The sequence below is a fragment of the Leeuwenhoekiella obamensis genome (assembly GCF_055391795.1).
Genome location: NZ_AP029251.1, coordinates 674,864 through 696,056, shown reverse-complemented (window position 1 = coordinate 696,056; position 21,193 = coordinate 674,864). Strand labels below are relative to the sequence as shown.

Genomic DNA, 21,193 nt, shown 5'->3' with positions numbered 1-21,193 from the left:
ACATCAAAAATTGACCTTTGATTGCAAAAGACCGCGTATATAAGGAATTGCACCAAGCGATAAATATGTCTCCCACAGAGTTGGGCGCATGGTTGCGCACGGATATTGCGCCTATTGCTGTGGCAAATTATAAGGATTCACCAAGTCTTGAACAAAGCAAAAAAATGCTGCGTTTGCTGATGAAACCTCTTGCTGACGTGAATAGCGCAGATTGCCAGTTTTTGCAGATCATGTTACAACGCTTGCGTTATCTTAAGCGCAGTCGCAATCGCGAACCTAATCAAAAGCTAGACTGGGAAAATAGTTTGAGAAACTTGGGCTATGACATCAGGAAAGAAGGCGGCCAGAACTCTAGCCATTTTTTTGACTCTAGGTCTACAAAAAATGAAAGGCGCAACTCAAGATTTTGAGCACGCCTTTCAAAACAACCTAACCAATAATCGTCTCAGACTACGTCTGAATATTTTTTAAAGTTATTGACCTCAACTTTTGCACCTATATCGTGCATTAGATTATAAAGGCCAAAGAACGTTCTATTTATATACAAGAAGTGTTTACTACCTCTGTTACCATTCATTTTTCTTAACTGTGTGTCTTTGCTATACTTATCGCTTAAAGCAGCGATCTCATCAAAGAAGCGCTTATCGCCAAAGTTGAACTCTTCATGATGAAATGGTTTTGTAAAAGTACTCAACATCTCATGAAATAATTCTGAAAAAAACTTTAATTCTTCAGGAGAATCTTCATCTTTTAAGATCTCGAGCTCAAACATCTTTTCCATAAAAACATCAGGATCATTAATGTTCTCTGGTTTAGCGAGTTCAAAATATGGGTCGTAAAATTCTTGCGGAACTTTCTTAATACATCCAAAATCTATTGCAATTAAATTACCTTCTTTATCTACAAGAAAATTTCCTGGATGTGGATCTGCATGCACTTGTTTTAAAACATGCATTTGATACATGTAGAAATCCCAAAGCGTCTGCCCTACTCTATCTGCAACATTGTGATCTGTATTCTCTTTTACAAACTCACTAAGGTGAACACCATCCATCCAGTCCATCGTGATAATGCGCTCACTAGAAAGTTCTGGATAATATTTAGGGAATCTTAAATTTGGTATCACGCTACACGCTTTTGTAATAGCGATACTTTGCTCTACTTCTAGATTATAATTTGTTTCTTCTAGAAGTTTAGCTTCAACTTCTTTAAAGTATTTTTCTTTGTCCTTTCCACGTAAGTTAAACATACGCGTTGCGATGGGTTTCACTAAAGCAAGATCACTGCTAATGCTATCTGCCACACCAGGATATTGGATTTTCACGGCTAATTTTTTGCCATCTTTATAAGCTCTGTGCACTTGGCCAATGCTCGCAGCATTTATGCTCTCTGGCTCAAACTCATCATAAATATCTTCTGGGTTTTTACCCAAATATTTTTTAAAAGTCTTTTTAACTAGCGGCCCAGAAAGCGGTGGAACTGAAAATTGTGATAAACTGAATTTCTCAACATATTGCTTAGGCATGATGTGTTTTTCCATGCTGAGCATTTGTGCCACTTTAAGCGCGCTACCTTTAAGACTTTTTAGACTGTCGTAAATATCCTCGGCGTTGTCTTCGTTTAACTCATCGCGAGTAAGATCACGGTCAAATACTTTTTTACCGTAATACTTGGCATAATTCCCGCCTATCTTCACACCGGTTTTTACCAGTTCGCTAGCCCGCTGAATCTTATTTGTTGGTATGTGATCTATCGTTTTCACTACAGTCTTTCTTTAAATAAGAACTTCCCAAAATCTAACACGCTCTCTAGCGGAGTAGTATCAAACACATCAAAGATCACATTAACAGATTTCTCTATCGCAACATCTGTTTTCTCAAATTTTGGACTGTTATCTTCCATCCAATATTTTAATAAGAATAACATTTGCACCCATGCACCTTCACTAAAGATTGAAACAGGATTTTTAGCTACTTTGTATGACTTTTCTTCATTAGAAGTCTCGATCAATGTTGAAGCGAATTCACGCATTTTTGTGCGCAGAGGTTTTAACTGTTTTAAATTCTTCAAACTGTTTTTATCCTCTTGCAGTGTAAAAAGCACATAGCTTCTATTTGCTGTCAACATTTCAAAAAAGGTGTAGAAAAAAGACAACATTTTTTCGCGATTAGCATATTGCTCATACTGCTTATCTTTTTCAAGAACCTTGTGCGTATGCGCAAAAAGATTGATCCAGATTTGCTCTCGTATCCCTTCAAATGATCCAAAATGCTCGTAAAATTCATTTTCCTGCAAATCGTATTTTTTACAAAAAGCATACACAGTTGCAGGTCGCTCACCATGCTCTAGCACATGATCCATATAAAGGTTGATGATAAGCTCATCTGTCACTTTTACTTTTGACTTTGTTGCTGTTTTTGTCTTTGCCATAGCTATTTACAGTTTTAGTAAAATTACTTCTGTTTAACTTATTCTAAAAACTATTAAACAAAATTTTGAGTTAAAGTTCTTTCAGAATAAATGAAATTCATGCCAGTTTGTCACTCAGTTTTAGATGGTATTTATTTTGATTGGCTTACGCCAAAAGAACGAAGTATAATTTCGCCGCAAGGCACATAAAATTTAATACAACAACATGTCTACAGGAAAGATTAATGTTTCAGTTGAGAATATTTTTCCGCTGATCAAAAAGTTTCTTTACAGTGATCACGAAATATTCTTAAGAGAGTTGATCTCTAATGCAACTGATGCAACGCTTAAATTAAAGCACCTTACTAACATTGGTGAAGCATCAGTAGAATATGGTAATCCCGTGATCGAGGTTAAGATCAACAAAGAGAATAATACGCTTCACGTGATCGATCAAGGTCTAGGTATGACCGCTGATGAAGTACAGAAATACATCAACGAAGTTGCATTTTCTGGCGCTGAAGAGTTTTTAGATAAATACAAGGATTCTGCTAAAGATAGCGGTATCATTGGGCATTTTGGTCTTGGTTTCTATTCTGCATTTATGGTTGCAGATAAAGTAGAGATCATCACAAAATCATTTAAAGATGAGCCTGCCGCACATTGGGTTTGCGATGGTTCTCCAGAGTTTGAACTTACTGAGGCAGACAAGCAAGATCGCGGTACAGAGATCATCTTACACATCAGCAATGATGAGAAAGAATTTCTTGAAGAAGGACGCATTAGCGAACTACTTGTTAAGTACAACAAGTTTATGCCAGTGCCTATAAAATTTGGTACTAAAGAAGAAGAATTGCCACTTCCTGAGGATGCTGCCGAAGATGCTAAGCCAGAGACTACAACCGTTGATAATATCATCAACAATCCCACACCGGCATGGACAAAGCAACCTACAGAACTTGAGGAAAAAGATTATAACGAGTTTTACCGCGAACTGTATCCTATGCAGTTTGAAGAGCCGTTATTCCACATTCACCTTAATGTAGATTATCCTTTTAACCTTACGGGTATTCTTTATTTCCCTAAGCTAAGCCAGGATATCGCGATGCAAAAAGACAAGATCCAGCTGTATCAAAACCAGGTTTTTGTAACTGATAACGTTGAGGGTATCGTTCCTGAGTTCTTAACCATGCTTCGTGGAGTGATAGACTCTCCAGACATTCCGCTTAACGTAAGTAGAAGTTACTTGCAAGCAGATGGCGCTGTGAAGAAAATAAGCAGCTACATCACGCGTAAGGTTGCAGATAAGCTTAAATCGCTATTTAATGATGATCGTGCAGACTTTGAACAAAAGTGGAATGACATCAAAGTTGTGATCGAGTACGGTATGCTTACTGAAGATAAATTCTTTGAGAAAGCTGACAAATTCGCATTGTATCCTACCGTTGATGGACAGTTCTTCACCTACGACGAATTAGTTGAGAAGATCAAAGAAAATCAAACCGACAAAGACAATAAACTCATCGTGCTTTATGCTTCTAATCAAGAAGCGCAGCATCAGTATATCGAGGCGGCTAAAGCCAAAGGTTATGAAGTGTTGTTACTAGATTCTCCGATTATTTCTCACTTGATCCAGAAATTAGAGTCAAGCAAAGAGAACATTAGCTTTGTACGCGTAGATTCTGACAACGTGGATAATCTTATCAATAAAGATGAAGAGCAGATCTCAAAACTTTCAGATGAAGAAAAAGAGAGCTTAAAAACCACGCTTGAAGAGACAATAAGCGATAGCAACTACACGGTGAAACTTGAAGCGATGGATAGCAACGCTGCTCCATTTATGATCACACAACCAGAGTTTATGCGTCGTATGAAAGAGATGCAACAATCTGGCGGTGGCGGTATGTTTGGTATGGGTAACATGCCAGATATGTACAACATTGTTGTGAATGTAAACCACGAACTCGTAAACGAGATCCTCAACACGAAGACTAAGAAAAAACAAGAAAGATTGATCAATCAATCGCTAGATCTTGCAAAACTTTCTCAAGGACTTCTTAAGGGTGAAGCGCTTACAAACTTTGTAAAACGCTCTTACGAGATGATAAAGTAGTTTTGGCTTAAAGCCAAAAAAATAAAACCAGAAGGATCGCTACACAGCGGTCCTTTTTTTATTGTAAAAACTTTGTTAGTACGCTAGGTCGTCCATCTTGTAATGGGTATTTTTAAAGAAAAAGAAAGCCATGTCTACACATAAAACCAGAGTTGTACGTTTTCATGAAACGGGTTCCGCAGAAGTATTGAAACTTGAAGAAATAGAGTTGCCATTACCTCAACGTGGCGAAGTATTGATCAATGTAAAAGCCATAGGGTTAAACCGTGCCGAAGTTGCCTTTAGAAACGGTAATTACCTAGAAAGACCAGAACTTCCATCAGGTATAGGTTATGAATGTAGCGGAACAATAGAAGCGCTAGGCGAAGATGTAGAAGGTTTTAAAATTGGCGATAAGGTAAGTACCATCCCGGCGTTTAGCATGAAGAGTTATGGCGTTTATGGCGAGCATGCTCTTGTACCTGTGCAAGCGGTAAGTCATTTTCCAGATCGCTTGTCTTATGAAGAAGCTACAAGCATCTGGATGCAATATCTCACGTCATATGGCGCGCTGGTAGATTATGGCAAGATGAACGAAAATTCTACCGTGATCATTACTGCAGCAAGTAGTAGTGTGGGCCACGCATCTATTGAAATTGCAAAAGCCCTTGGCGCAACAGCGATCGCAACAACACGAACACAAGAAAAAAAACAGCATCTGCTAGACGCTGGCGCTGATCATGTGATCGTTACAGATGATGAAGACATTCAAGAACGGGTAAAGCAGATTACAAATGGCAAAGGTGCTGACCTAGCTTTTGATCCCGTTGCGGGAAGCATAGTAAAAGATCTTGCTGGCTCGCTGGCCAAAGGTGGAAAACTCATCATCTACGGCAAACTTTCTCCTGAAGAAACGCCTTTTCCTCTATTCAACCTTCTTAAAAACGGATTGACTTTTAAAGGATACACACTATTTGAACTTACCATGGATCCTCACCGACTTAAAGAAGCGAGAGATTGGATTTATAGCGCTTTGGCGAATGCCAAATTAAATCCCACAATCGACACCACCTTCCCGCTTGAAAACATCGTGGAAGCCCACAAATACATGGAAAGTAACCAGCAAAAAGGAAAGATCGTAGTTACCGTTTAAAACAATCCACATGAGAAAATACATTTTTAGCTTACTGATACTCGCGATCTTGACCAGCTGTAAAAACGATACGAAGAATCAAGATATGATGCCGGTTGAACCTAATGGTGGCATTGGCGATGGCGCACCATCTATAGAAAATGCGATCGTAGCTGGTATTGAGAAAGCACATCACAAGCAAGATTTCACAGATCATGAGATGGTTTCTTTTGATCTCAAGCTCGATTTTGGAGGCAAGACCAGATTTAACGGCAAAGTATCCATGTTGACAAACAGCGGTAAAATAAAGGTTGAAAAACAAGATGGAACTATCTTGCTTTATAACGGTGATAAAATGTTTTCAACGCAGGCTGACAATCTTACAAATGATCGTTTTGACCTGTTTACATGGCCCTATTTTTTCGCTTTTCCATACAAGCTAAGTGATCCGGGAGCTGTTTTCGCTTTAAGCGAAAAAGACTCACTCATGAGTAAATCCTACGAAACATTCACGCTAAAATTTGAGGATGGTACTGGCGATTCTCCTGATGATTGGTATGTGGGATATGTGAATAACGATCAGCTTGTGAGAGCTACGGCTTATATCGTGACTTTTAATAAAACGCAGGAAAAAGCAGAAGAAGCTCCGCATGCCATTGTATATTCTGGGTACAAAGATGTTGACGAAATCCCAATCGCGCACCACTGGGAATTCTACAATTGGAGCAAAGAAAACGGTGTAACTGGCGCTCCCATTGGGATGGCATCGCTAGATAATGTAACCTTTTCTGAAGCTGAAGATGACTTTTTCCAAACGCCAGAAGGCGCTACTGTTATAGATTAAATTTCTTATTAAATAGGTGTTTGATGAAGATAAGATCTACAGCAAGTAAAATTGTTGCGGTGATCATGATCGGTGCGATCCATTGCGGCAGGTCAGGTAATTCTGGGAAGTTGATCGAGTCTAATTTGGTTATAAACTCATCAGTGATATTTGAGAGAACATCTCTTTTTCCCATACCCGTGTAGTGGTAAACTATTGCAAAAATCCCGGCAAAAACCGTGATAAATATCGCCCACCAACCGCTTTTAGAAATTAGCGGTTTATATTGAAAATACGAGCTATCAACCTCACGAGTTTCAAGCGCTTCTACTTGTAGCATTACCTTGCTGGAAAAATCTAGTGCGGGTTTTTCATGCGCTAGATCCTGCAAAAACTTGTCGCTAAGTCGCTCTAATTCTTTTTCATCTTTGTTCATGACACTGATTTTTTTTCGTGAAACAATTCTGCGCTAAGCAAACTGAATAATTTCTTTCTTGCTCTGTATAATTTTACTTTGACATTGCTTGGTGACATCTCTGTAATTTCGGCAATTTCATTGACACTGCGTTCCTCAAAATAAAAAACGGTGATCAAAAACGCTTCGTCTTCAGGCAGTTTATCTAAGCATTTTTGCAAATGTGCCGTTCGCTCTTTTTTGTGCAAAAGGTCTAAAGCATGCTCGGTTTGCGCTAACTCAAATCCTGAGATTTGCTCTATATCTTCTGTGTATTTTTTTCTTTTGGCTGCAGCCAAAAAATCTAAACAACGATTATACGTCACGCGATACAACCAGGTTGAGAATTTTGATTCCTTCCTGAAGCTGGATAACTTTTGATACGCTTTGACAAATACATCTTGCGCTAACTCTTCTGCCTCTTCCCTATTCTTAACCATACGAAGGCACAACGTGTAAACATATTGCTCATACTTGCGCACCAATACTGCAAAATCCTGCGTATTGCCTGCAAGCACACGGGCGATGATGTCATGGTCGTCCTGATGGTTCATATTAGCTAAGACCGGGATAAGAAATTTTGGTTACAAAATTGGTTGACTTTTTTCTGAAAAATGAGAAAATGCAAAATTTTTAAAAAAAGTTGTAACCAGATCTTGAAACCTGCCGTCATAAGAGCAAAACACAAAATCAATTAAAAAATAGAACTTTATGGAAGCAATGATCGTTTTTATCTGTTTATTCCTTGTCATCTTTGGGATTTGTTACCTGCACTTTAGCACACGTAACAAAGAACGCCTCGCGCTTATTGAGAAGGGAGCAGATGCAAGTATTTTTGGGCATAAGCCTAATCGCGAAGCGCCACCTGTATGGAAGGTGATCATCCTTAATCTAGGATTACTTTCTGCCGGCGTTGGTTTAGGAATGTTATTAGGATTCTTTATTTCTACAGCCTTTACTCCTAGAGACAATGGTATTATAATCGGTTCTTCTATATTTATTATGGCGGGATTATCGCTTGTAGTGGGCTTCTTCCTCACAAAGAAATTGATCAAATAGTTAGTAAATTGATCTTAGTAGTTAAAACACCTGTAGAAATGCAGGTGTTTTTTTATTTTTAAAAGAAAAGACCTTATGCAATTTCCCTGGCATCTTTATTTAATGGGCGGCATGTATGTGATTGCCGGCATTATTCATTTTATTAAACCAAAGGCATATATGAGAATCATGCCTCGTTATTTGCCAGCGCATAAAACATTAGTTTACCTCAGCGGCTTAGCTGAGATTATTTTGGGAGTTGCAGTTTGCATACCAGAGACTAAAAATATCGCCATTTACTTGATCATATTAATGCTAGCAGTATTTATGCTTGTGCATTTTTATATGCTATCTAGTAAAAAAGCCGGACTTAATTTACCCAAGTGGCTTTTATGGAGCCGCGTTTTCTTGCAGTTCTTCTTGATATATTGGGCATACTTCTATTTACCTTACTAAACAAAAAAAAGCTCCTGCATTGCAGAAGCTTTTTAAAGTCTAAATTATGGGGTAATTATAGTTCTATCTCGTGAGTAAAGATCTCATTGTTGATAGCAACTGTGATGATGTAATTTCCAGTTGGCGCTTCTGCAAAATTGAAAGAAGCTTTAACAATAAGGTCTCTAGAAGTTGTAGATCCTACAAGAATACCATCTTGATTGTAAACGCTGATGCTAGCTTTAGTAGTTTCAGGGTTAGTTACAGATAGCATTACCATTTTATCTTCTACTTTATAGCTTGGTTTAAAAACAACATTGTTTTTAGGATCAGAGATCATCTCAATACCATTAATTCCTTTTTTAATAGTAGCATAAGAGATTGAGCTTGTATTTTCAAGAGCAACTAAGTACTCACCATCAGGAAGGTTGTTAATATTAAAAGAACGCTTATAGTATCCTGCTGGTTCTACAGTTTCATTAAAAAGAACATTACCTTCGTTGTCAATAAGTTTTAACTTAGAAGTGTTTATGATGTTCTTGTAAGAAACAGTTACGATTTCATTTTCTGCAGAAATGCTTAAATTAAGAAGATCAGAAGCATTTGCAGTAAGACCTAAAAAAAGAAGGGCAATGATGAATAAATTTTTCATAGTAGTTTGTATTACGGGGTTTATAAATGACTAAATGGATTTAGTTATTTAAATCCTGGTTCAAAAGTATGGCAGTAAAGCGTTGCAAAATAGTCCACCCTGAACAAGAATATGTACTATTTTAACCCTAGAGTATAGTTTAAACTGATCGATGTGAAAAAAATATATATCAAGGTTAATATAGCATCAGTAATAAAAATTGATAAAATTTAACTTTACTTAAAACCCGTCTCATGTCAAAACCTTTAAAACCAGCTCTTGAAAAAATTGAACCTGGCTTCGGAAGTTCTTTTTTATTTAGAACCTACGATCAGTTTAATGAGAACAATAGTCAGAATTTTTGGCATTATCACCCAGAATTAGAGCTTGTATATGTAAAAGGAGGAACGGGTAAAAGGCAAATAGGCAGTCATTTATCATACTACCGCAATGGCGACCTTATTTTAATTGGTAGTAATTTACCTCACTGCGGTTTTACAGATACGCTTAATAACTACGAGAGCGAGACGGTAATACAGATGCATCCAGACTTTTTAGGTCAGCAGTTTTTTGACATTCCAGAGATGCGCAGTATTAAGGCTTTATTTGAACGTGCAAAGATGGGCATCGTTTTTCATGGGGAAGCAAAGCGTATGGTGGGCGAACTTATAGACACATTAAAAGACAGTAACAGCTTTAAACGTCTTATGAGTCTCCTTAATATATTAAAGCTTCTAGAAGAAACAGATGATTATACCGTGCTTAACGCACAAGGTTTTATTCTTGAAACAGAACTACAAGACAATAATAGGATCAATATTATCTTCAACTTTGTAAAAGAAGAATTTAAAAGACAGATCACTTTAGAAGAGATCGCACAGAAGGTAAGCATGACCGTACCAGCATTTTGCCGTTACTTTAAGAAGATCACAAATAAGACTTTTACACAATTCGTTAACGAATATAGATTAGTACACGCTGCAAAACTTCTTCACGAGCGACAAATAAGTATTACAGAAGTTTGTTTTGAAAGTGGCTTCAACAACTTCAGTCATTTTAATAAGCAGTTTAAAAAGTTTACCGGGAAGACACCTTCTACTTATCGCAACGAACTTAAATATGTAGTTTCATAAATGGATCTCTTTGGTGAGTCACATAATGATCTGCAAGACCAGCTAGATGCCTTACCGCATTGCAAAATTCAATACATACCAGATTTTTATTCTTTGGCTGCAGCCAAAAAACTCTACGAAGAATTACTCCATAAAATAGAATGGCAACAGGACGATGTCAAAGTTTTTGGCAAGATCTATCCACAACCTCGATTAACAGCACTTTTTTCCGATAATGGTAAGACCTACTCTTATTCTGGAATTACGATGCATTCTAAGCCATTTTTACCCCCTATAAATGACATCAAAAAACGCATAAAAACTAACTATCCAGAATATAACTTTAACTCCTGTTTATCAAATCTTTACAGAAATGGAGACGATAGTAACGGTTGGCATGCAGATGACGAGCCAGAATTAGGTCAAAATCCGGTAATTGCGTCTGTAAGTTTTGGGGAAATCCGTAAATTTAGAATACGTCTAAAGAAGGATCACAAAATTAAGATCGATATCCCTTTAAAATCAGGTAGTTTACTTCTCATGTCAGGAACCACGCAGCATTACTGGCAACACTGCATCCCAAAAACCAAGAAAAAAGTAGATTCTAGAATTAACTTAACATTTAGGTTTATCGTTTAACGTACGCTAAAATTATGTTAATTTTTTTTAACAAATTAATTCCTACAAATTTTTATGGTATGGAATGGTTTTTTTTTATTAATTTGTTACATACTAGTATTTTCTAGCAAACTGAGAAAGAAATATTTATCAATCAAAATATACCTTTCGTCGACCAACAACTTTACTTCATGGATACTTTTAACATTGCAGATGTCCTTAAAATCTCCAGGAAAGAATATCGGGAGTCTCCTTCAGTAGAAATGACTGAAGAAGCAAATAAGAATGCTTACCTCCAGATAATCTTTATTGAGAACGGACAAGGAGTTTATAGAACTCAAGGCACAACATTTGGCTACAGACCACAAAACGTATTTCTCGTACCGCCTAACACGGCTTATGAGATTTCCGTTAATGAACCTTCAACAATTTGTGTTATTTCTTTCTTAGACAAATTGTTTTCTACTAGGCTTAACTTCCCAGATAGAGAGTACTGGCTGCGTCATATTGAATTCATTCTGCAAAAAATGGATCTTAAGCCAGGACATTTCATCGAGAATGAAAGAGATAGAGAGTTTATATGGAAATTGTATGGCTTGATACTTAAAGAGCGTGAGGCTAAGCGTGAGTTCTATATGCAGGTAGTCTCTAATATGGTAAGTACCATTTTAAGTATTATCTCAAGAAATCTTTATGTAATAAGAGAAGTTCCACAGGTCGAAAAGACTAAGAAAGAACCTATCGAAGAAATCGTGGAGTACATACATAAGCATGTATACGAGCCACATCGCATGAAGATCTCATCACTTGCTAGCAAGTTTAATATGACTAATAGCACGATGAGCAACTACTTTAAGAAACATACAGGTAAATCACTGCATCACTTTATATTGCTTTATAAACTAGATATTATAAAGCATCGTCTTAGAACAACAGATTTTACTGTATCGCAGATCTCGTCACAACTAGGCTTTACTGATGAAAGCCACATGACAAGGATCTTTAAAAAATATGAAGAAACCACTCCTCGTCAATACAAGGAACAATTGCAAGAAGTGGCGAATTAACTTTACTATTATTCAAAAATTGAATTGAGGATATAGGCTAGCCTGTATCCTCCTTTTTTTATCTGCTGCTCAATGATAGGAGTAAATTCATTAAAGTAATCGTCAGACAACTTCTGCCCTACTTTAACTGAAGGATAAACTACATTATTCGCTAAATCTTGAGATTCTTTAACCCAATCAAGAACATCGCCTTTAGCATATTTCTTGTACAGCTTTTTGTTTTTAACCGGCCCAAAAGCTTTATAATCTCCATCAACATCTTCTAGGATCTTTGTATCCCAAAGCGAATGTAGGTTTGTACCTTTTCCTCTGTATTGCACTTGTATAGAGTTTCCTCCTTTATTCTCAGCAACACCGCAATGTAATGGTTGATGCAGATCACCTATAAAATGAATCAAAAGTTTAAGGTAAAACGCTTTGTCTTCAACACTTGAAGATTTATCTGTAAGCACCTCTTTACATTTGGCTATAGCCACAACAAGATCACCGCTTTCACTCTTCTTAGAATCTACATAATCCTCGCCCGGCTCCATGTTCACATAATGCCACGGACTGAATTTTCTATATTGAGGGTCTCTCTTGATCTCATCTGCGTAACTAGCGACATCAGCAAGGTCTACATCTCCTAGAATTTGTTCGATTTTTTCTTTCGCTTCAAGCGAAAGGTTCTCTTCTGCGATGTATGCAACGGCCGCATGGCCTTTTCTACCCCAATCTAAGGCATGCATGTTCATTGCTGCCAAAACGAACAAAAAGAAAAAAGTATTTTTCATATATCAATTTTCTGCAAACCTAGCGTTAATATCCTATATCTCGTAAGTAGTTTCAGTTATCTTTGAGTAAATTATTTGTGTACATGCAGCAATTCAAAGAAACCCAGCGTTTTGACCAGTGGTGGTTACGAATTTTATTTTTGGTAATTCTTATTGTAGCGCTCAGCCCCTTATTTTCAGAGGATATCTGGCCAGATAATCAAGTAGAGATTATCTCTGTGATCATAAGTGTAGTGCTTATTATCGCTATATTTTTGATCATTTACCTGCTTTTTAAACTCACGGTGATCATCGATAAAACCGGAGTTCAATATAAATTCTTCCCATTTCATATTAAATACAGAACGCTATCGTGGGATAAGATTAGCGCGATAGAAATTGTGACTTATAACCCAATTAAAGACTTTGGCGGTTGGGGTTACAGATTGACACTAAGAAAGAAGAAAGCGCTAAGTGTAAAAGGTAAAGTTGGCATTCAAATTGTATTACAGGATGGGAACACTTTGCTTCTAGGAACACAACGTCCTAGAAAAGCAGAAGAGATCATAAATCAATTTAAAAACGCTTAAGACTTGAAAGTTACATTCGCTTTTCTTTTTACTTTATTCATCGCAAGTATTGGTTTTTCACAAGAGTGCGAAAGCAATATTTTACGAATTTCTCCGCTTGTTGAGGGCACTTTATTAACTCCTTCTACAAATTCATTTAACGATCCTATTGCGATAATCATTCCCGGTTCTGGACCTACAGACAGAGATGGAAATCAGCCTACGCTTAACAACAATTCATTAAAGTTACTTGCGCAAGGTTTATGTAAAGAAGGTGTTTCAACCTTCAGGTATGACAAGCGTTTGCTGGCGCAGATACGAAGTAAAAACTTTGACGAAAACAAAGTACATTTTGATCAATTTGTAGACGATGCTAAGGAAGTCGCAAGATTTTTGGCGAAATCCGGATACACAAACATCTCATTTGTGGGACACAGCCAAGGCGCGCTGGTAGCTCAATTAGCCGCTACGCAAGACTCGATCGTTAAAAAAGTGGTTTTACTCGCAGGAGCAGGAAAACCTATTGACGAGGTCGTGGTTGATCAAATCAATAACACAGCTCCGGGCCTTACTGAGAATGCAAAAAATGCATTTAAAGAAATAAGAGAGAACGGCTCCACCACAAATTATAATCCGTTTTTAGCTTCTATTTTTAGACCGTCAGTTCAACCGTTTATGAACAGCTGGATGCAATATGACCCATCAGCGGTCATCGCAGAGATGAAAATGCCTATCTTGATCATAACCGGCTCAAAAGATCTACAAGTAAGCAAAGCTGAGGGTGATAGCCTTGCGGCAAAAAATACCAGTGCGCAACGTCTGCACATCGAGAATATGAATCATGTGCTTAAAGAAATTACCGGTGACGATCTTGAAAATTCTAAATCTTATCAAGAAACATATAGACCAGTGATTCCACAGCTTATTGATAGTGTTGCTGTGTTTTTAAAAGAATAAGACATTTTACTATTTTGCAGTTTCTAACACCTTTTTCATGAAAGAACTGCCCCTGATCGCTAATGACGCTGTTGTTTTTGGTCTTTTAATGCTTTGTCTTGCGATCGTATTCTACACGCAGAAAATTGAAACACCTTTTTTCAAGACCTTTTATAAGATCGTTCCGGGGATTCTTTTGTGTTATTTACTGCCGTCATTGCTCAGCACGGCAAAAATAATAGACCCAGAAATCTCTAATTTATATTTTGTAGCAAGTAGATATCTCTTACCAGCTTCGCTTGTTTTAATGACATTGAGCATTGACCTTAAAGCCATTTATAATCTAGGTCCTAAAGCGCTTATTCTATTTTTTACAGGAACTGTGGGAATTATAATAGGTGGACCTATAGCGATCTTAATAGTCTCTGCGATCTCGCCAGAAACTGTGGGTGGCGCTGGTCCTGATGCCATATGGCGCGGATTATCAACTCTTGCCGGCAGCTGGATAGGCGGTGGTGCGAATCAAGCGGCAATGCTAGAGATTTTTGAATACAATCCTGAGAAATACGGCGGGATGGTTTTTGTAGATATTGTGGTAGCTAATCTATGGATGGCGATCGTAATTCTAGGAATAGGCAAAACCGAAGCTATCGATAAATTTTTAAAAGCAGACTCTTCTGCTATCACTGCCTTAAAAGAAAGAGTTATCGCTTTTGAGAATAGTGTAAAAAGAAATCCCACTTTGCCAGATTATATTATTATGCTAGGAGTCGCCTTTGGAGCTGTAGGTTTTGCTCATTTTGGCGCCGATGGTATTTCTAATTTTTTGATCGCCAACTTTGAGGTTTTCAGTGATAAGAGTTCGTCGCTTGCTTCATTTACATCCACTTTTTTCTGGATGATCTCACTTTCAACTATAATAGGTATTATTCTCTCTTTCACTCCGGTGAAAAAATATGAAGGCGCTGGCGCTAGTAAAATAGGAAGTATTTTTATTTACATTTTGGTGGCAACCATAGGCATGAAAATGGATCTTACCATGATCGCAGATAATCCTGGTCTTCTCGCAATAGGCTTGATCTGGATGTTTATCCATGCGGTTTTAATGATAGGTGTTGCAAAATTACTTAAAGCTCCTTATTTCTTTTTAGCGGTAGGAAGTCAAGCAAATGTGGGCGGCGCAGCATCTGCTCCTGTGGTAGCAGCGGCCTTCCACCCGTCATTGACCACTGTGGGCGTGTTACTTGCCGTTTTAGGCTACGCTGTGGGAACCTGGGGAGCATACCTCTGCACGGTGTTGATGGAAATGGCTTCAATGCACTAGTATATCTTTTAAAAAATGTACATATTTGCAGCCCTTAATCCTAGCAAAATAATGTTTAAAAAATCCCTTTTCAGTCTTCTAGTTGTAGTATTGCTTGCTTCATGTACAGGTAATCACGATTTCACTTTGAGTGGAAAAGTAAATGGTCTTAAAAAAGGAACCATCTACCTACAAAAAGTTGAAGACACCTTACTTATCAATCTAGACAGTCTTGTTGTAGACGGCGATCCTACGTTTGAATTTCACACAGATCTTAAAGAACCGCAGATCTTGTATCTGTATCTTGAGAAGGTAGATCAATCAGAATATGATGATCGTATCATGTTTTTTGCAGAACCGGGAGAAATGACACTTAATACTTCTTTGAAGAATTTTGAAAGTCAGGCAGCGATCACAGGATCGGTTAATCAAAACAAACTTGATGAGTATAAAACGATGCTTAACAAGTTTAATAGCCGCAACCTTGAGTTGATCCAGAAAAGCTTTGACGCTCGCAAAAATGAAGTTGAAGACAGCATTATGTTCTACGACAATCAGCTAGAGCGTTTAATGGTGCGCAAATACCTTTATACAGTAAATTTTGCTTTACAGAACAAAGAACTAGAAGTAGCGCCTTATCTAGCCGTTTCTGAAATTTATGATGCTAACGTGAAGTATCTAGATACTATATATTCTTCGCTTTCGCGAAAAGCACAAAAATCTATGTACGGTGAGAACCTTAAAGAACTTATAGAGCAATCTAAGAAAGAGCAAGCTCCCAAGGTTGTTGAAAAAACTGTAGATACGATCTCAAAATAATTGAGAAATAAAATATCGAAAACAAAAAAGGCTGTCGTTAGACAGCCTTTTTTATTACCGATCTCTTTGTGATCTACAGGTGAACCTCAAGCAAAGTACAATCTTCTGCTTCGATATTCACTTCTCCACAAGTTGCAGGGATCAATAGTGTCTGTCCTACTTTAAGCATTTTTGTCTCACCTTCAAAGGTGTATTTCATCTCACCAGCTACAGCGATCAAGATCGTGAAACTTATTGATCTGTTTACACGGTAAGTATCATTTACAAGATGTAACCAATCTGTTTTAAAATAGGTGTGATGTTTAAGAACCTGTGTTGCGTTCTCAACTTTATCATAATCTAATTTAAAATCTTGTGTTGGCTCAAAATCAAGAACATCAAGAGATTCTTCTATATGAAGTTCGCGTAAATTACCATCTGCATCTGGGCGGTTGTAATCATAAACTCGATAGGTAACATCAGAGGTCTGCTGAATTTCAGCAAGCAGCACTCCTCCACCTATTGCGTGAATTCTTCCGGCGTTGATAAAAAATGAATCTCCTGGCGTTACTACGTGCTCATCCATTGCTTCTTCTACGGTAAGCGTCTCAATGTTTTTGGCGAAAGCCTCCTTAGAAGATTGCTCTTTAAAACCTACAGTAAGTTTTGCTCCTGGATCTGCCTGCATGATGTACCACATCTCTGTTTTACCCGTGCCGGTAGGCGAAGTCTCATCTGTAGGATGCACTTGTATCGAAAGATCTTTTGCAGCGTCAATAAACTTGATTAACAAAGGAAAACGATCCCCGAAACGCTCGTGCACAGATGTACCTAGCAATGCATTAGGATCAAGATTGATCACCTCTTGAAGTGTTTTTCCTTTAAGCTCGCCTTGATCTACGATGCTCTGACCTTCGTCTAGATCTGCGATTTCCCAACTCTCTCCTACGGGAGCTTTTGGATCATTGCCTTTGTCAAAAAGCGATTTTAGTTTTGTTCCACCCCAGATCTTCTCTTTAAGAACCGGTTGAAAGGTTAATGGATATAGTTTCATTTTTAGTTTTTAGTTTTTGTTATTCCCCGCGGTAGGTTACCATATTGCGAGGTGTTTCGTATAAGGTGATCTCCAGATCAAACACTGGATCAATTTTACTCTTTAGTTTTTTGTAGATCACAACACTTATATTTTCTGCTGTGGGATTGAGTTCTTTAAACTCCGGCACATCAAGATTAAGGTTCTTGTGATCAAAAGCGTCTTCTACTTCTGTCTTAATGAGATTTTTGAGTTGATTAATATCATAAACAAATCCCGTAACAGGATCGATCTCACCAGTGACAGCCACGATCATTTCATAATTATGCCCATGGTAATTAGGATAGCTGCATTTACCGAAAACATCAAAGTTCTTATTATCATCCCAGTCTTTATTAAAAAGCCTGTGAGCGGCGTTAAAATGCGCTTTACGCTTTACTGTAGCTCTCATATATTGATGTGATTGTAAAACTTATCAAAGATGATCTTAAACCAAGCTGTATATTCCTGTGGGTTGTTTGCGATATCACTTTTAAGTTCATCGAGTTCTACCCATTTGTATGCAGCTACTTCTTCTGGATTAATATTAGGCTCATCATTAAAATCTCCTAAAAGAATATGATCGTATTCGTGTTCTGTAAGACCATTGTCAAATGGTGCTTTGTAAATAAATGAAATAGAATCTTTAAGCGGAGTCGTAAAGCCCATTTCTTCCATTAAACGGCGTTCTCCTGCTTGTACATTTGTTTCACCTTCACGTTGATGACTGCAGCAAGTATTTGTCCACAATCCTGGAGAATGATACTTATCTAAAGCGCGCTGCTGAATGAGAAGTTCTTTTTTATCATTAAAAACAAAAACCGAAAAAGCTCTATGGAGTAATGCTTTTTCATGTGCTTCCATTTTTGGCATGAGCCCTATTTGCTCATCTTTTTCATTTACTAGAATTACCAATTCTTCTGGCATGTGCTAATTTTTGTCTAAAAGTACAAAATTGCAACATAGGCAAAAAAGAAAAGCCTTCCAGAAGGAAGGCTTTATAGGCGAAGCGTATCTATTTTATTTCTTTTTAAAACTTAATCTTCCATAACGATAAACTCGCTTCTCCTGTTCAACTGATGTTGGGCCGCTGAACAGTCTACACCGTTACTACATTCGTTAACAAGTTGCGTTTCTCCATATCCTCTACCTGTAACTCTATCAGGAGAAATTCCTCCTTTTTCAATAATATACTTAATGGTAGAGTCATTACGTCTTTGTGATAAAGCCAAGTTATAGCTATCACTACCACGACTATCTGTGTGAGAACGTACATCTATCTTAAGCGTAGGATATTCTTTAAGTACTTCAATAACCTTAGCAAGTTCTACAGCTGCATCTGGTCTTATGTATGATTTATCAAAATCAAATAATATAGGGTTAAGCAGTTTACCTATGTCAAATCCTGGTGGGATTTCGGTAACACTAGGTTCTAATTCGATAGTAACATTTAATTCTGTTGACGTATCAGGAACCATGAAGTGTTTCTCTGCAGTATTGTATCCTTCCATTTCCGCTCTTGCGAAATAATCTGCGCCGCAATCTGGATCGTCAAACACATATAATGCATCTGGGGCCACAGCTTCTCCTGATTCTACTAGATCATTATTAATATCACGAATTCCTACAGTTGCTCCTGGCAATGGTTCTTTACTTACTTTATCTATAACAGTAATATTAACGATAGACTCGCATCCTGTTTTAATAAAGCTATAAATATCATCATCCAGCGGATCGTTTGATCTGTTTGTCGCAAAGAAACCAGTATTATCTTCTTCATTAATGATAAAGCTGAAGTCATCTTTCTCACTGTTAATAGGCTCACCCACGTTATACATCGTGTTAGTTTGAGCATCTATAACATACACATCAAGACCACCTAATCCAGGACGACCGTCTGTTGAGAAATAGATATTTCCATTTGCCGAAACATAAGGGAAGTTCTCTCTTCCAGGAGTATTTACCTTAGAACCTAAGTTTTGAGGAATTCCAAAAGAGCCATCATCATTAATCGCAACTTTCCAAAGGTCAGACTGCCCTAAACTTCCTGGCATATCAGATGCAAAATACATGGTTTTACCATCTGGCGATAATGCAGGATGCGCTACCGTATAATCATCGCTGTCAAAAGAAACTTCTTCTGCTTCGCTCCATTTACCGTCTGCATCTTTCTTGCTCTGATAGATCTTAAGCTTGTTTGTACCAGATTTAGATTCCTTATACTGCTCTTTTGTATAGTTATTACGTGTAAAATACAAAGTACTACCATCTGCAGATAAAACAGCAGAACTCTCGTGATACGGTGTATTTATCTTTCCTTGTAATTTTTGCGGGTTAGACGCTTTACCATCATTTAGATCTGCGGTGTAGAAATCTAAAAATGGTTGCTCATTCCATTTGTGTACACGAGTTGTATAAGTTCCCGTATCTCTTGTAGAAGCAAATAACAGTTTCTCACCATAATAAGCAGGAGAAAAATCTGAATAGCCTTTAGAATTAATACTAGCTTTTTCAACTGTATACGTCCCACGCATATAGCCCTTTCTAGCTTCAGCTACAACGGTACTATCATAAACTTCTCCATCTGCAACACGCTCATTGTATTGAGTAAGATACTTTTTTGAAAGATCATAATTCTCTTCCGCTCTAAGCGCTTGAGCATATCTAAACAATTGATCTGGTGTAGTCTCTGAAGGGAATTTTTCTACAAGCTTTGCGTACCATTGTGCTGCTTCTGCATAATCTGCATTAAAGTAGAATGCATCACCTAGTTTACCAAAAAGATCTGCAGACTCGTAACCTTCATTTGCAACTTTAAGATATAATTGCTGCGAATCTACAAAGGCATATTGTTGAAACTTCTTGTTAGCCTTTTGCATATCTCTTTCTTGCGCTTCCGCGGAAAAGAATGCTAGGGATAACAGTAATAGGGAAAGGGATAAAACTTTATTCATAAAATGAAAATTTAGGGGCTAGAAGAATCTAGGAGTCAACATCCTGTCATATTCTTTAAATAATTCAAACCTCATGAAAACCTCATAAGTACCATTATTATACGTGGCATTACCAAGGTCTGTAGTTTCTCTGTCATAGGCAAAACCTATTAACAGTCCGTCAGAAACCTGAAAAGCTGCAAGACCACTTAAGGCAGCACTCCATCTATATGAAGCTCCTAAGGTTAGCTTGTCATAAAACATAAAGTTAGCATTTACATCTACTTGTAATGGAGCTCCCGCTACCATTTTTACCATAGTAGATGGCTTAAACTTAAGATTTCTATTAAGATCAAAAACGTATCCAGCTAAACCATAATAATGAATTCTCTCTTCTGAAACAAAACTTTCAGCACTTTGCGTACCACTTCTATCAAAATGATCTGTGGTTAAAATATGTGGCGCTGAAATTCCTCCATAAAAATGAGAACCGTGATAGAAAATACCTACACCTACATTTGGCGAAAGCTTATTATCTATATTTTGAATATAAGGATCACCTGGATTAAATGGGTTTGTTCTACTAAAGTCTACATCTAATAAGTTAAGTGTTCCTTTAAGACCAAAGCTCAATCTACCTTCTAAACTAGTCTCTAAAGTATAGCTAAAGTCTGCGTTGAAGTATGTCTCTCTCGCAGGGCCTAGCGCATCATTAACGATACTAAAACCAAGACCAACTTTACTAAGACCTATTGGGCTATGTACGGTTATGTTTTGAGTTCTAGGAGCACCTTCAAGACCTACCCATTGACTTCTATGTAAGCCAATGATAGATGTTACCCCCCTGTTACCAGCATAAGCTGGGTTAATCACAAGGGGATTATACATATACTGTGTATACTGAGGGTCTTGTTGTGCCATACCATCGTATGCGAGCAGGCCAAGAATCAAAGTCAGGAATATGGTTGCTATTTTATTTTTCATTGTATGACGACCATTTATATGCTTATTCATCATTT

At 37.5% G+C, this 21,193-nt stretch carries 24 protein-coding genes; 13 read left to right on the top strand and 11 right to left on the bottom strand.

Going from position 1 to position 21,193, the window contains the following annotated elements:
* The first annotated feature begins 17 nt into the window (after positions 1–17).
* Complete coding sequence (locus ACZ5L8_RS03100) at positions 18–410, top strand: DUF3140 domain-containing protein (protein ID WP_464439682.1); 393 nt, start codon at positions 18–20, stop codon at positions 408–410.
* Positions 411–445: 35 nt separating this feature from the next.
* Here the strand turns inward: ACZ5L8_RS03100 and ACZ5L8_RS03095 are convergent, their stop codons facing one another.
* Together ACZ5L8_RS03095 and ACZ5L8_RS03090 are read right to left on the bottom strand one after the other, a co-directional pair.
* Positions 446–1,762 (bottom strand): ABC1 kinase family protein, encoded by a 1,317-nt coding sequence (locus ACZ5L8_RS03095; protein WP_464439681.1) that lies wholly within the window; start codon positions 1,760–1,762, stop codon positions 446–448.
* Positions 1,762–2,430, bottom strand: coding sequence for a TetR/AcrR family transcriptional regulator (locus tag ACZ5L8_RS03090; RefSeq protein ID WP_464439680.1), 669 nt, complete (start codon positions 2,428–2,430; stop codon positions 1,762–1,764). The genes ACZ5L8_RS03095 and ACZ5L8_RS03090 overlap by 1 nt, the downstream gene beginning before the upstream one ends.
* Positions 2,431–2,635: 205 nt before the next feature.
* Between ACZ5L8_RS03090 and htpG the strand changes: the two genes are divergently transcribed.
* The 3 genes from htpG (at position 2,636) to ACZ5L8_RS03075 (ending at position 6,477) form a co-directional block, all read left to right on the top strand.
* A complete protein-coding gene (htpG, locus tag ACZ5L8_RS03085; protein WP_464439679.1) occupies positions 2,636–4,522 on the top strand; it encodes a molecular chaperone HtpG in 1,887 nt (628 codons plus the stop codon).
* Positions 4,523–4,652: 130 nt separating this feature from the next.
* A complete protein-coding gene (locus ACZ5L8_RS03080) occupies positions 4,653–5,654 on the top strand; it encodes a zinc-dependent alcohol dehydrogenase family protein (protein ID WP_464439677.1) in 1,002 nt (333 codons plus the stop codon).
* 10 nt (positions 5,655–5,664) lie between these two features.
* Complete coding sequence (locus ACZ5L8_RS03075; protein WP_464439676.1) at positions 5,665–6,477, top strand: hypothetical protein; 813 nt, start codon at positions 5,665–5,667, stop codon at positions 6,475–6,477.
* On the opposite strand, the gene ACZ5L8_RS03070 is transcribed toward ACZ5L8_RS03075, so the two are convergent.
* Both ACZ5L8_RS03070 and ACZ5L8_RS03065 read right to left on the bottom strand, forming a co-directional pair.
* Positions 6,467–6,892 (bottom strand): hypothetical protein, encoded by a 426-nt coding sequence (locus ACZ5L8_RS03070; protein WP_464439675.1) that lies wholly within the window; start codon positions 6,890–6,892, stop codon positions 6,467–6,469. The two genes, ACZ5L8_RS03075 and ACZ5L8_RS03070, sit on opposite strands and share 11 nt — an antisense overlap.
* Positions 6,889–7,464, bottom strand: coding sequence for an RNA polymerase sigma factor (locus tag ACZ5L8_RS03065; RefSeq protein WP_464439674.1), 576 nt, complete (start codon positions 7,462–7,464; stop codon positions 6,889–6,891). The genes ACZ5L8_RS03070 and ACZ5L8_RS03065 overlap by 4 nt, the downstream gene beginning before the upstream one ends.
* Before the next feature lie 157 nt (positions 7,465–7,621).
* On the opposite strand from ACZ5L8_RS03065, the gene ACZ5L8_RS03060 reads away from it, so the two are divergent.
* Both ACZ5L8_RS03060 and ACZ5L8_RS03055 read left to right on the top strand, forming a co-directional pair.
* Positions 7,622–7,969 carry a DUF6249 domain-containing protein gene (locus tag ACZ5L8_RS03060; RefSeq protein WP_464439673.1) on the top strand — a complete coding sequence of 116 codons (348 nt, stop codon included), beginning with the start codon at positions 7,622–7,624 and terminating at the stop codon, positions 7,967–7,969.
* A 75-nt stretch (positions 7,970–8,044) separates the two neighbouring features.
* Positions 8,045–8,404: a DoxX family protein gene (locus ACZ5L8_RS03055; protein WP_464439671.1), complete on the top strand. Its 360-nt coding sequence runs from the start codon at positions 8,045–8,047 to the stop codon at positions 8,402–8,404.
* Positions 8,405–8,459: 55 nt separating this feature from the next.
* Here the strand turns inward: ACZ5L8_RS03055 and ACZ5L8_RS03050 are convergent, their stop codons facing one another.
* On the bottom strand, positions 8,460–9,035 hold the full coding sequence (locus ACZ5L8_RS03050) for a hypothetical protein (RefSeq protein ID WP_464439670.1): 576 nt from the start codon (positions 9,033–9,035) through the stop codon (positions 8,460–8,462).
* Between the two features lie 233 nt (positions 9,036–9,268).
* Between ACZ5L8_RS03050 and ACZ5L8_RS03045 the strand changes: the two genes are divergently transcribed.
* The 3 genes from ACZ5L8_RS03045 to ACZ5L8_RS03035 all read left to right on the top strand — a co-directional run bounded on the left by ACZ5L8_RS03045 (position 9,269) and on the right by ACZ5L8_RS03035 (position 11,811).
* Entirely contained in the window at positions 9,269–10,147 is an 879-nt protein-coding gene (locus tag ACZ5L8_RS03045) for an AraC family transcriptional regulator (protein WP_464439669.1), read from the top strand.
* Positions 10,148–10,765, top strand: coding sequence for an alpha-ketoglutarate-dependent dioxygenase AlkB family protein (locus tag ACZ5L8_RS03040; RefSeq protein WP_464439668.1), 618 nt, complete (start codon positions 10,148–10,150; stop codon positions 10,763–10,765). It begins immediately after the preceding gene.
* Between the two features lie 170 nt (positions 10,766–10,935).
* Complete coding sequence (locus ACZ5L8_RS03035; protein ID WP_464439666.1) at positions 10,936–11,811, top strand: helix-turn-helix domain-containing protein; 876 nt, start codon at positions 10,936–10,938, stop codon at positions 11,809–11,811.
* A gap of 8 nt (positions 11,812–11,819) precedes the next feature.
* Here ACZ5L8_RS03035 and ACZ5L8_RS03030 read toward each other — a convergent pair whose 3' ends face one another.
* Positions 11,820–12,584, bottom strand: a complete 765-nt coding sequence (locus tag ACZ5L8_RS03030) for a S1/P1 nuclease (protein ID WP_464439664.1) — start codon at positions 12,582–12,584, stop codon at positions 11,820–11,822.
* Positions 12,585–12,667: 83 nt separating this feature from the next.
* On the opposite strand from ACZ5L8_RS03030, the gene ACZ5L8_RS03025 reads away from it, so the two are divergent.
* The 4 genes from ACZ5L8_RS03025 to ACZ5L8_RS03010 are packed head-to-tail and all read left to right on the top strand — an operon-like array spanning position 12,668 to position 16,190.
* Positions 12,668–13,153 (top strand): hypothetical protein, encoded by a 486-nt coding sequence (locus tag ACZ5L8_RS03025; RefSeq protein WP_464439662.1) that lies wholly within the window; start codon positions 12,668–12,670, stop codon positions 13,151–13,153.
* A 3-nt stretch (positions 13,154–13,156) separates the two neighbouring features.
* Entirely contained in the window at positions 13,157–14,089 is a 933-nt protein-coding gene (locus ACZ5L8_RS03020) for an alpha/beta hydrolase (protein WP_464439660.1), read from the top strand.
* 37 nt (positions 14,090–14,126) lie between these two features.
* The gene (locus tag ACZ5L8_RS03015) at positions 14,127–15,392 is read left to right on the top strand and encodes a DUF819 family protein (RefSeq protein ID WP_464439658.1); all 1,266 of its coding nucleotides are present in this window, start codon (positions 14,127–14,129) and stop codon (positions 15,390–15,392) included.
* Positions 15,393–15,443: 51 nt separating this feature from the next.
* Positions 15,444–16,190 carry a DUF4369 domain-containing protein gene (locus ACZ5L8_RS03010; protein WP_464439657.1) on the top strand — a complete coding sequence of 249 codons (747 nt, stop codon included), beginning with the start codon at positions 15,444–15,446 and terminating at the stop codon, positions 16,188–16,190.
* Between the two features lie 73 nt (positions 16,191–16,263).
* Here the strand turns inward: ACZ5L8_RS03010 and ACZ5L8_RS03005 are convergent, their stop codons facing one another.
* The 5 genes from ACZ5L8_RS03005 to ACZ5L8_RS02985 all read right to left on the bottom strand — a co-directional run bounded on the left by ACZ5L8_RS03005 (position 16,264) and on the right by ACZ5L8_RS02985 (position 21,158).
* Positions 16,264–17,223 (bottom strand): type I phosphomannose isomerase catalytic subunit, encoded by a 960-nt coding sequence (locus tag ACZ5L8_RS03005; RefSeq protein ID WP_464439655.1) that lies wholly within the window; start codon positions 17,221–17,223, stop codon positions 16,264–16,266.
* 19 nt (positions 17,224–17,242) lie between these two features.
* Positions 17,243–17,653 carry a 6-pyruvoyl trahydropterin synthase family protein gene (locus tag ACZ5L8_RS03000; protein ID WP_464439654.1) on the bottom strand — a complete coding sequence of 137 codons (411 nt, stop codon included), beginning with the start codon at positions 17,651–17,653 and terminating at the stop codon, positions 17,243–17,245.
* Positions 17,650–18,168 (bottom strand): isopentenyl-diphosphate Delta-isomerase, encoded by a 519-nt coding sequence (idi, locus tag ACZ5L8_RS02995; protein ID WP_464439652.1) that lies wholly within the window; start codon positions 18,166–18,168, stop codon positions 17,650–17,652. Before idi ends, ACZ5L8_RS03000 begins: the two co-directional genes overlap by 4 nt.
* 110 nt (positions 18,169–18,278) lie before the next feature.
* The gene (locus ACZ5L8_RS02990; RefSeq protein WP_464439651.1) at positions 18,279–20,195 is read right to left on the bottom strand and encodes an OmpA family protein; all 1,917 of its coding nucleotides are present in this window, start codon (positions 20,193–20,195) and stop codon (positions 18,279–18,281) included.
* 18 nt (positions 20,196–20,213) lie between these two features.
* The gene (locus ACZ5L8_RS02985) at positions 20,214–21,158 is read right to left on the bottom strand and encodes a PorP/SprF family type IX secretion system membrane protein (protein WP_464439649.1); all 945 of its coding nucleotides are present in this window, start codon (positions 21,156–21,158) and stop codon (positions 20,214–20,216) included.
* Positions 21,159–21,193 lie beyond the last annotated feature (35 nt).

What these genes read in the sequence shown, in the direction of transcription:
- idi (WP_464439652.1), bottom strand. Translation starts at nt 18,168, where the DNA reads ATGCCAGAAGAATTGGTAATTCTAGTAAATGAAAAAGATGAGCAAATA.
- ACZ5L8_RS02990 (WP_464439651.1), bottom strand. Translation starts at nt 20,195, where the DNA reads ATGAATAAAGTTTTATCCCTTTCCCTATTACTGTTATCCCTAGCATTC.
- ACZ5L8_RS03050 (WP_464439670.1), bottom strand. Translation starts at nt 9,035, where the DNA reads ATGAAAAATTTATTCATCATTGCCCTTCTTTTTTTAGGTCTTACTGCA.
- ACZ5L8_RS03025 (WP_464439662.1), top strand. Translation starts at nt 12,668, where the DNA reads ATGCAGCAATTCAAAGAAACCCAGCGTTTTGACCAGTGGTGGTTACGA.
- htpG (WP_464439679.1), top strand. Translation starts at nt 2,636, where the DNA reads ATGTCTACAGGAAAGATTAATGTTTCAGTTGAGAATATTTTTCCGCTG.
- ACZ5L8_RS03000 (WP_464439654.1), bottom strand. Translation starts at nt 17,653, where the DNA reads ATGAGAGCTACAGTAAAGCGTAAAGCGCATTTTAACGCCGCTCACAGG.
- ACZ5L8_RS03015 (WP_464439658.1), top strand. Translation starts at nt 14,127, where the DNA reads ATGAAAGAACTGCCCCTGATCGCTAATGACGCTGTTGTTTTTGGTCTT.
- ACZ5L8_RS03075 (WP_464439676.1), top strand. Translation starts at nt 5,665, where the DNA reads ATGAGAAAATACATTTTTAGCTTACTGATACTCGCGATCTTGACCAGC.
- ACZ5L8_RS03045 (WP_464439669.1), top strand. Translation starts at nt 9,269, where the DNA reads ATGTCAAAACCTTTAAAACCAGCTCTTGAAAAAATTGAACCTGGCTTC.
- ACZ5L8_RS02985 (WP_464439649.1), bottom strand. Translation starts at nt 21,158, where the DNA reads ATGAAAAATAAAATAGCAACCATATTCCTGACTTTGATTCTTGGCCTG.
- ACZ5L8_RS03090 (WP_464439680.1), bottom strand. Translation starts at nt 2,430, where the DNA reads ATGGCAAAGACAAAAACAGCAACAAAGTCAAAAGTAAAAGTGACAGAT.
- ACZ5L8_RS03070 (WP_464439675.1), bottom strand. Translation starts at nt 6,892, where the DNA reads ATGAACAAAGATGAAAAAGAATTAGAGCGACTTAGCGACAAGTTTTTG.
- ACZ5L8_RS03055 (WP_464439671.1), top strand. Translation starts at nt 8,045, where the DNA reads ATGCAATTTCCCTGGCATCTTTATTTAATGGGCGGCATGTATGTGATT.
- ACZ5L8_RS03005 (WP_464439655.1), bottom strand. Translation starts at nt 17,223, where the DNA reads ATGAAACTATATCCATTAACCTTTCAACCGGTTCTTAAAGAGAAGATC.
- ACZ5L8_RS03010 (WP_464439657.1), top strand. Translation starts at nt 15,444, where the DNA reads ATGTTTAAAAAATCCCTTTTCAGTCTTCTAGTTGTAGTATTGCTTGCT.
- ACZ5L8_RS03065 (WP_464439674.1), bottom strand. Translation starts at nt 7,464, where the DNA reads ATGAACCATCAGGACGACCATGACATCATCGCCCGTGTGCTTGCAGGC.
- ACZ5L8_RS03060 (WP_464439673.1), top strand. Translation starts at nt 7,622, where the DNA reads ATGGAAGCAATGATCGTTTTTATCTGTTTATTCCTTGTCATCTTTGGG.
- ACZ5L8_RS03035 (WP_464439666.1), top strand. Translation starts at nt 10,936, where the DNA reads ATGGATACTTTTAACATTGCAGATGTCCTTAAAATCTCCAGGAAAGAA.
- ACZ5L8_RS03080 (WP_464439677.1), top strand. Translation starts at nt 4,653, where the DNA reads ATGTCTACACATAAAACCAGAGTTGTACGTTTTCATGAAACGGGTTCC.
- ACZ5L8_RS03040 (WP_464439668.1), top strand. Translation starts at nt 10,148, where the DNA reads ATGGATCTCTTTGGTGAGTCACATAATGATCTGCAAGACCAGCTAGAT.
- ACZ5L8_RS03030 (WP_464439664.1), bottom strand. Translation starts at nt 12,584, where the DNA reads ATGAAAAATACTTTTTTCTTTTTGTTCGTTTTGGCAGCAATGAACATG.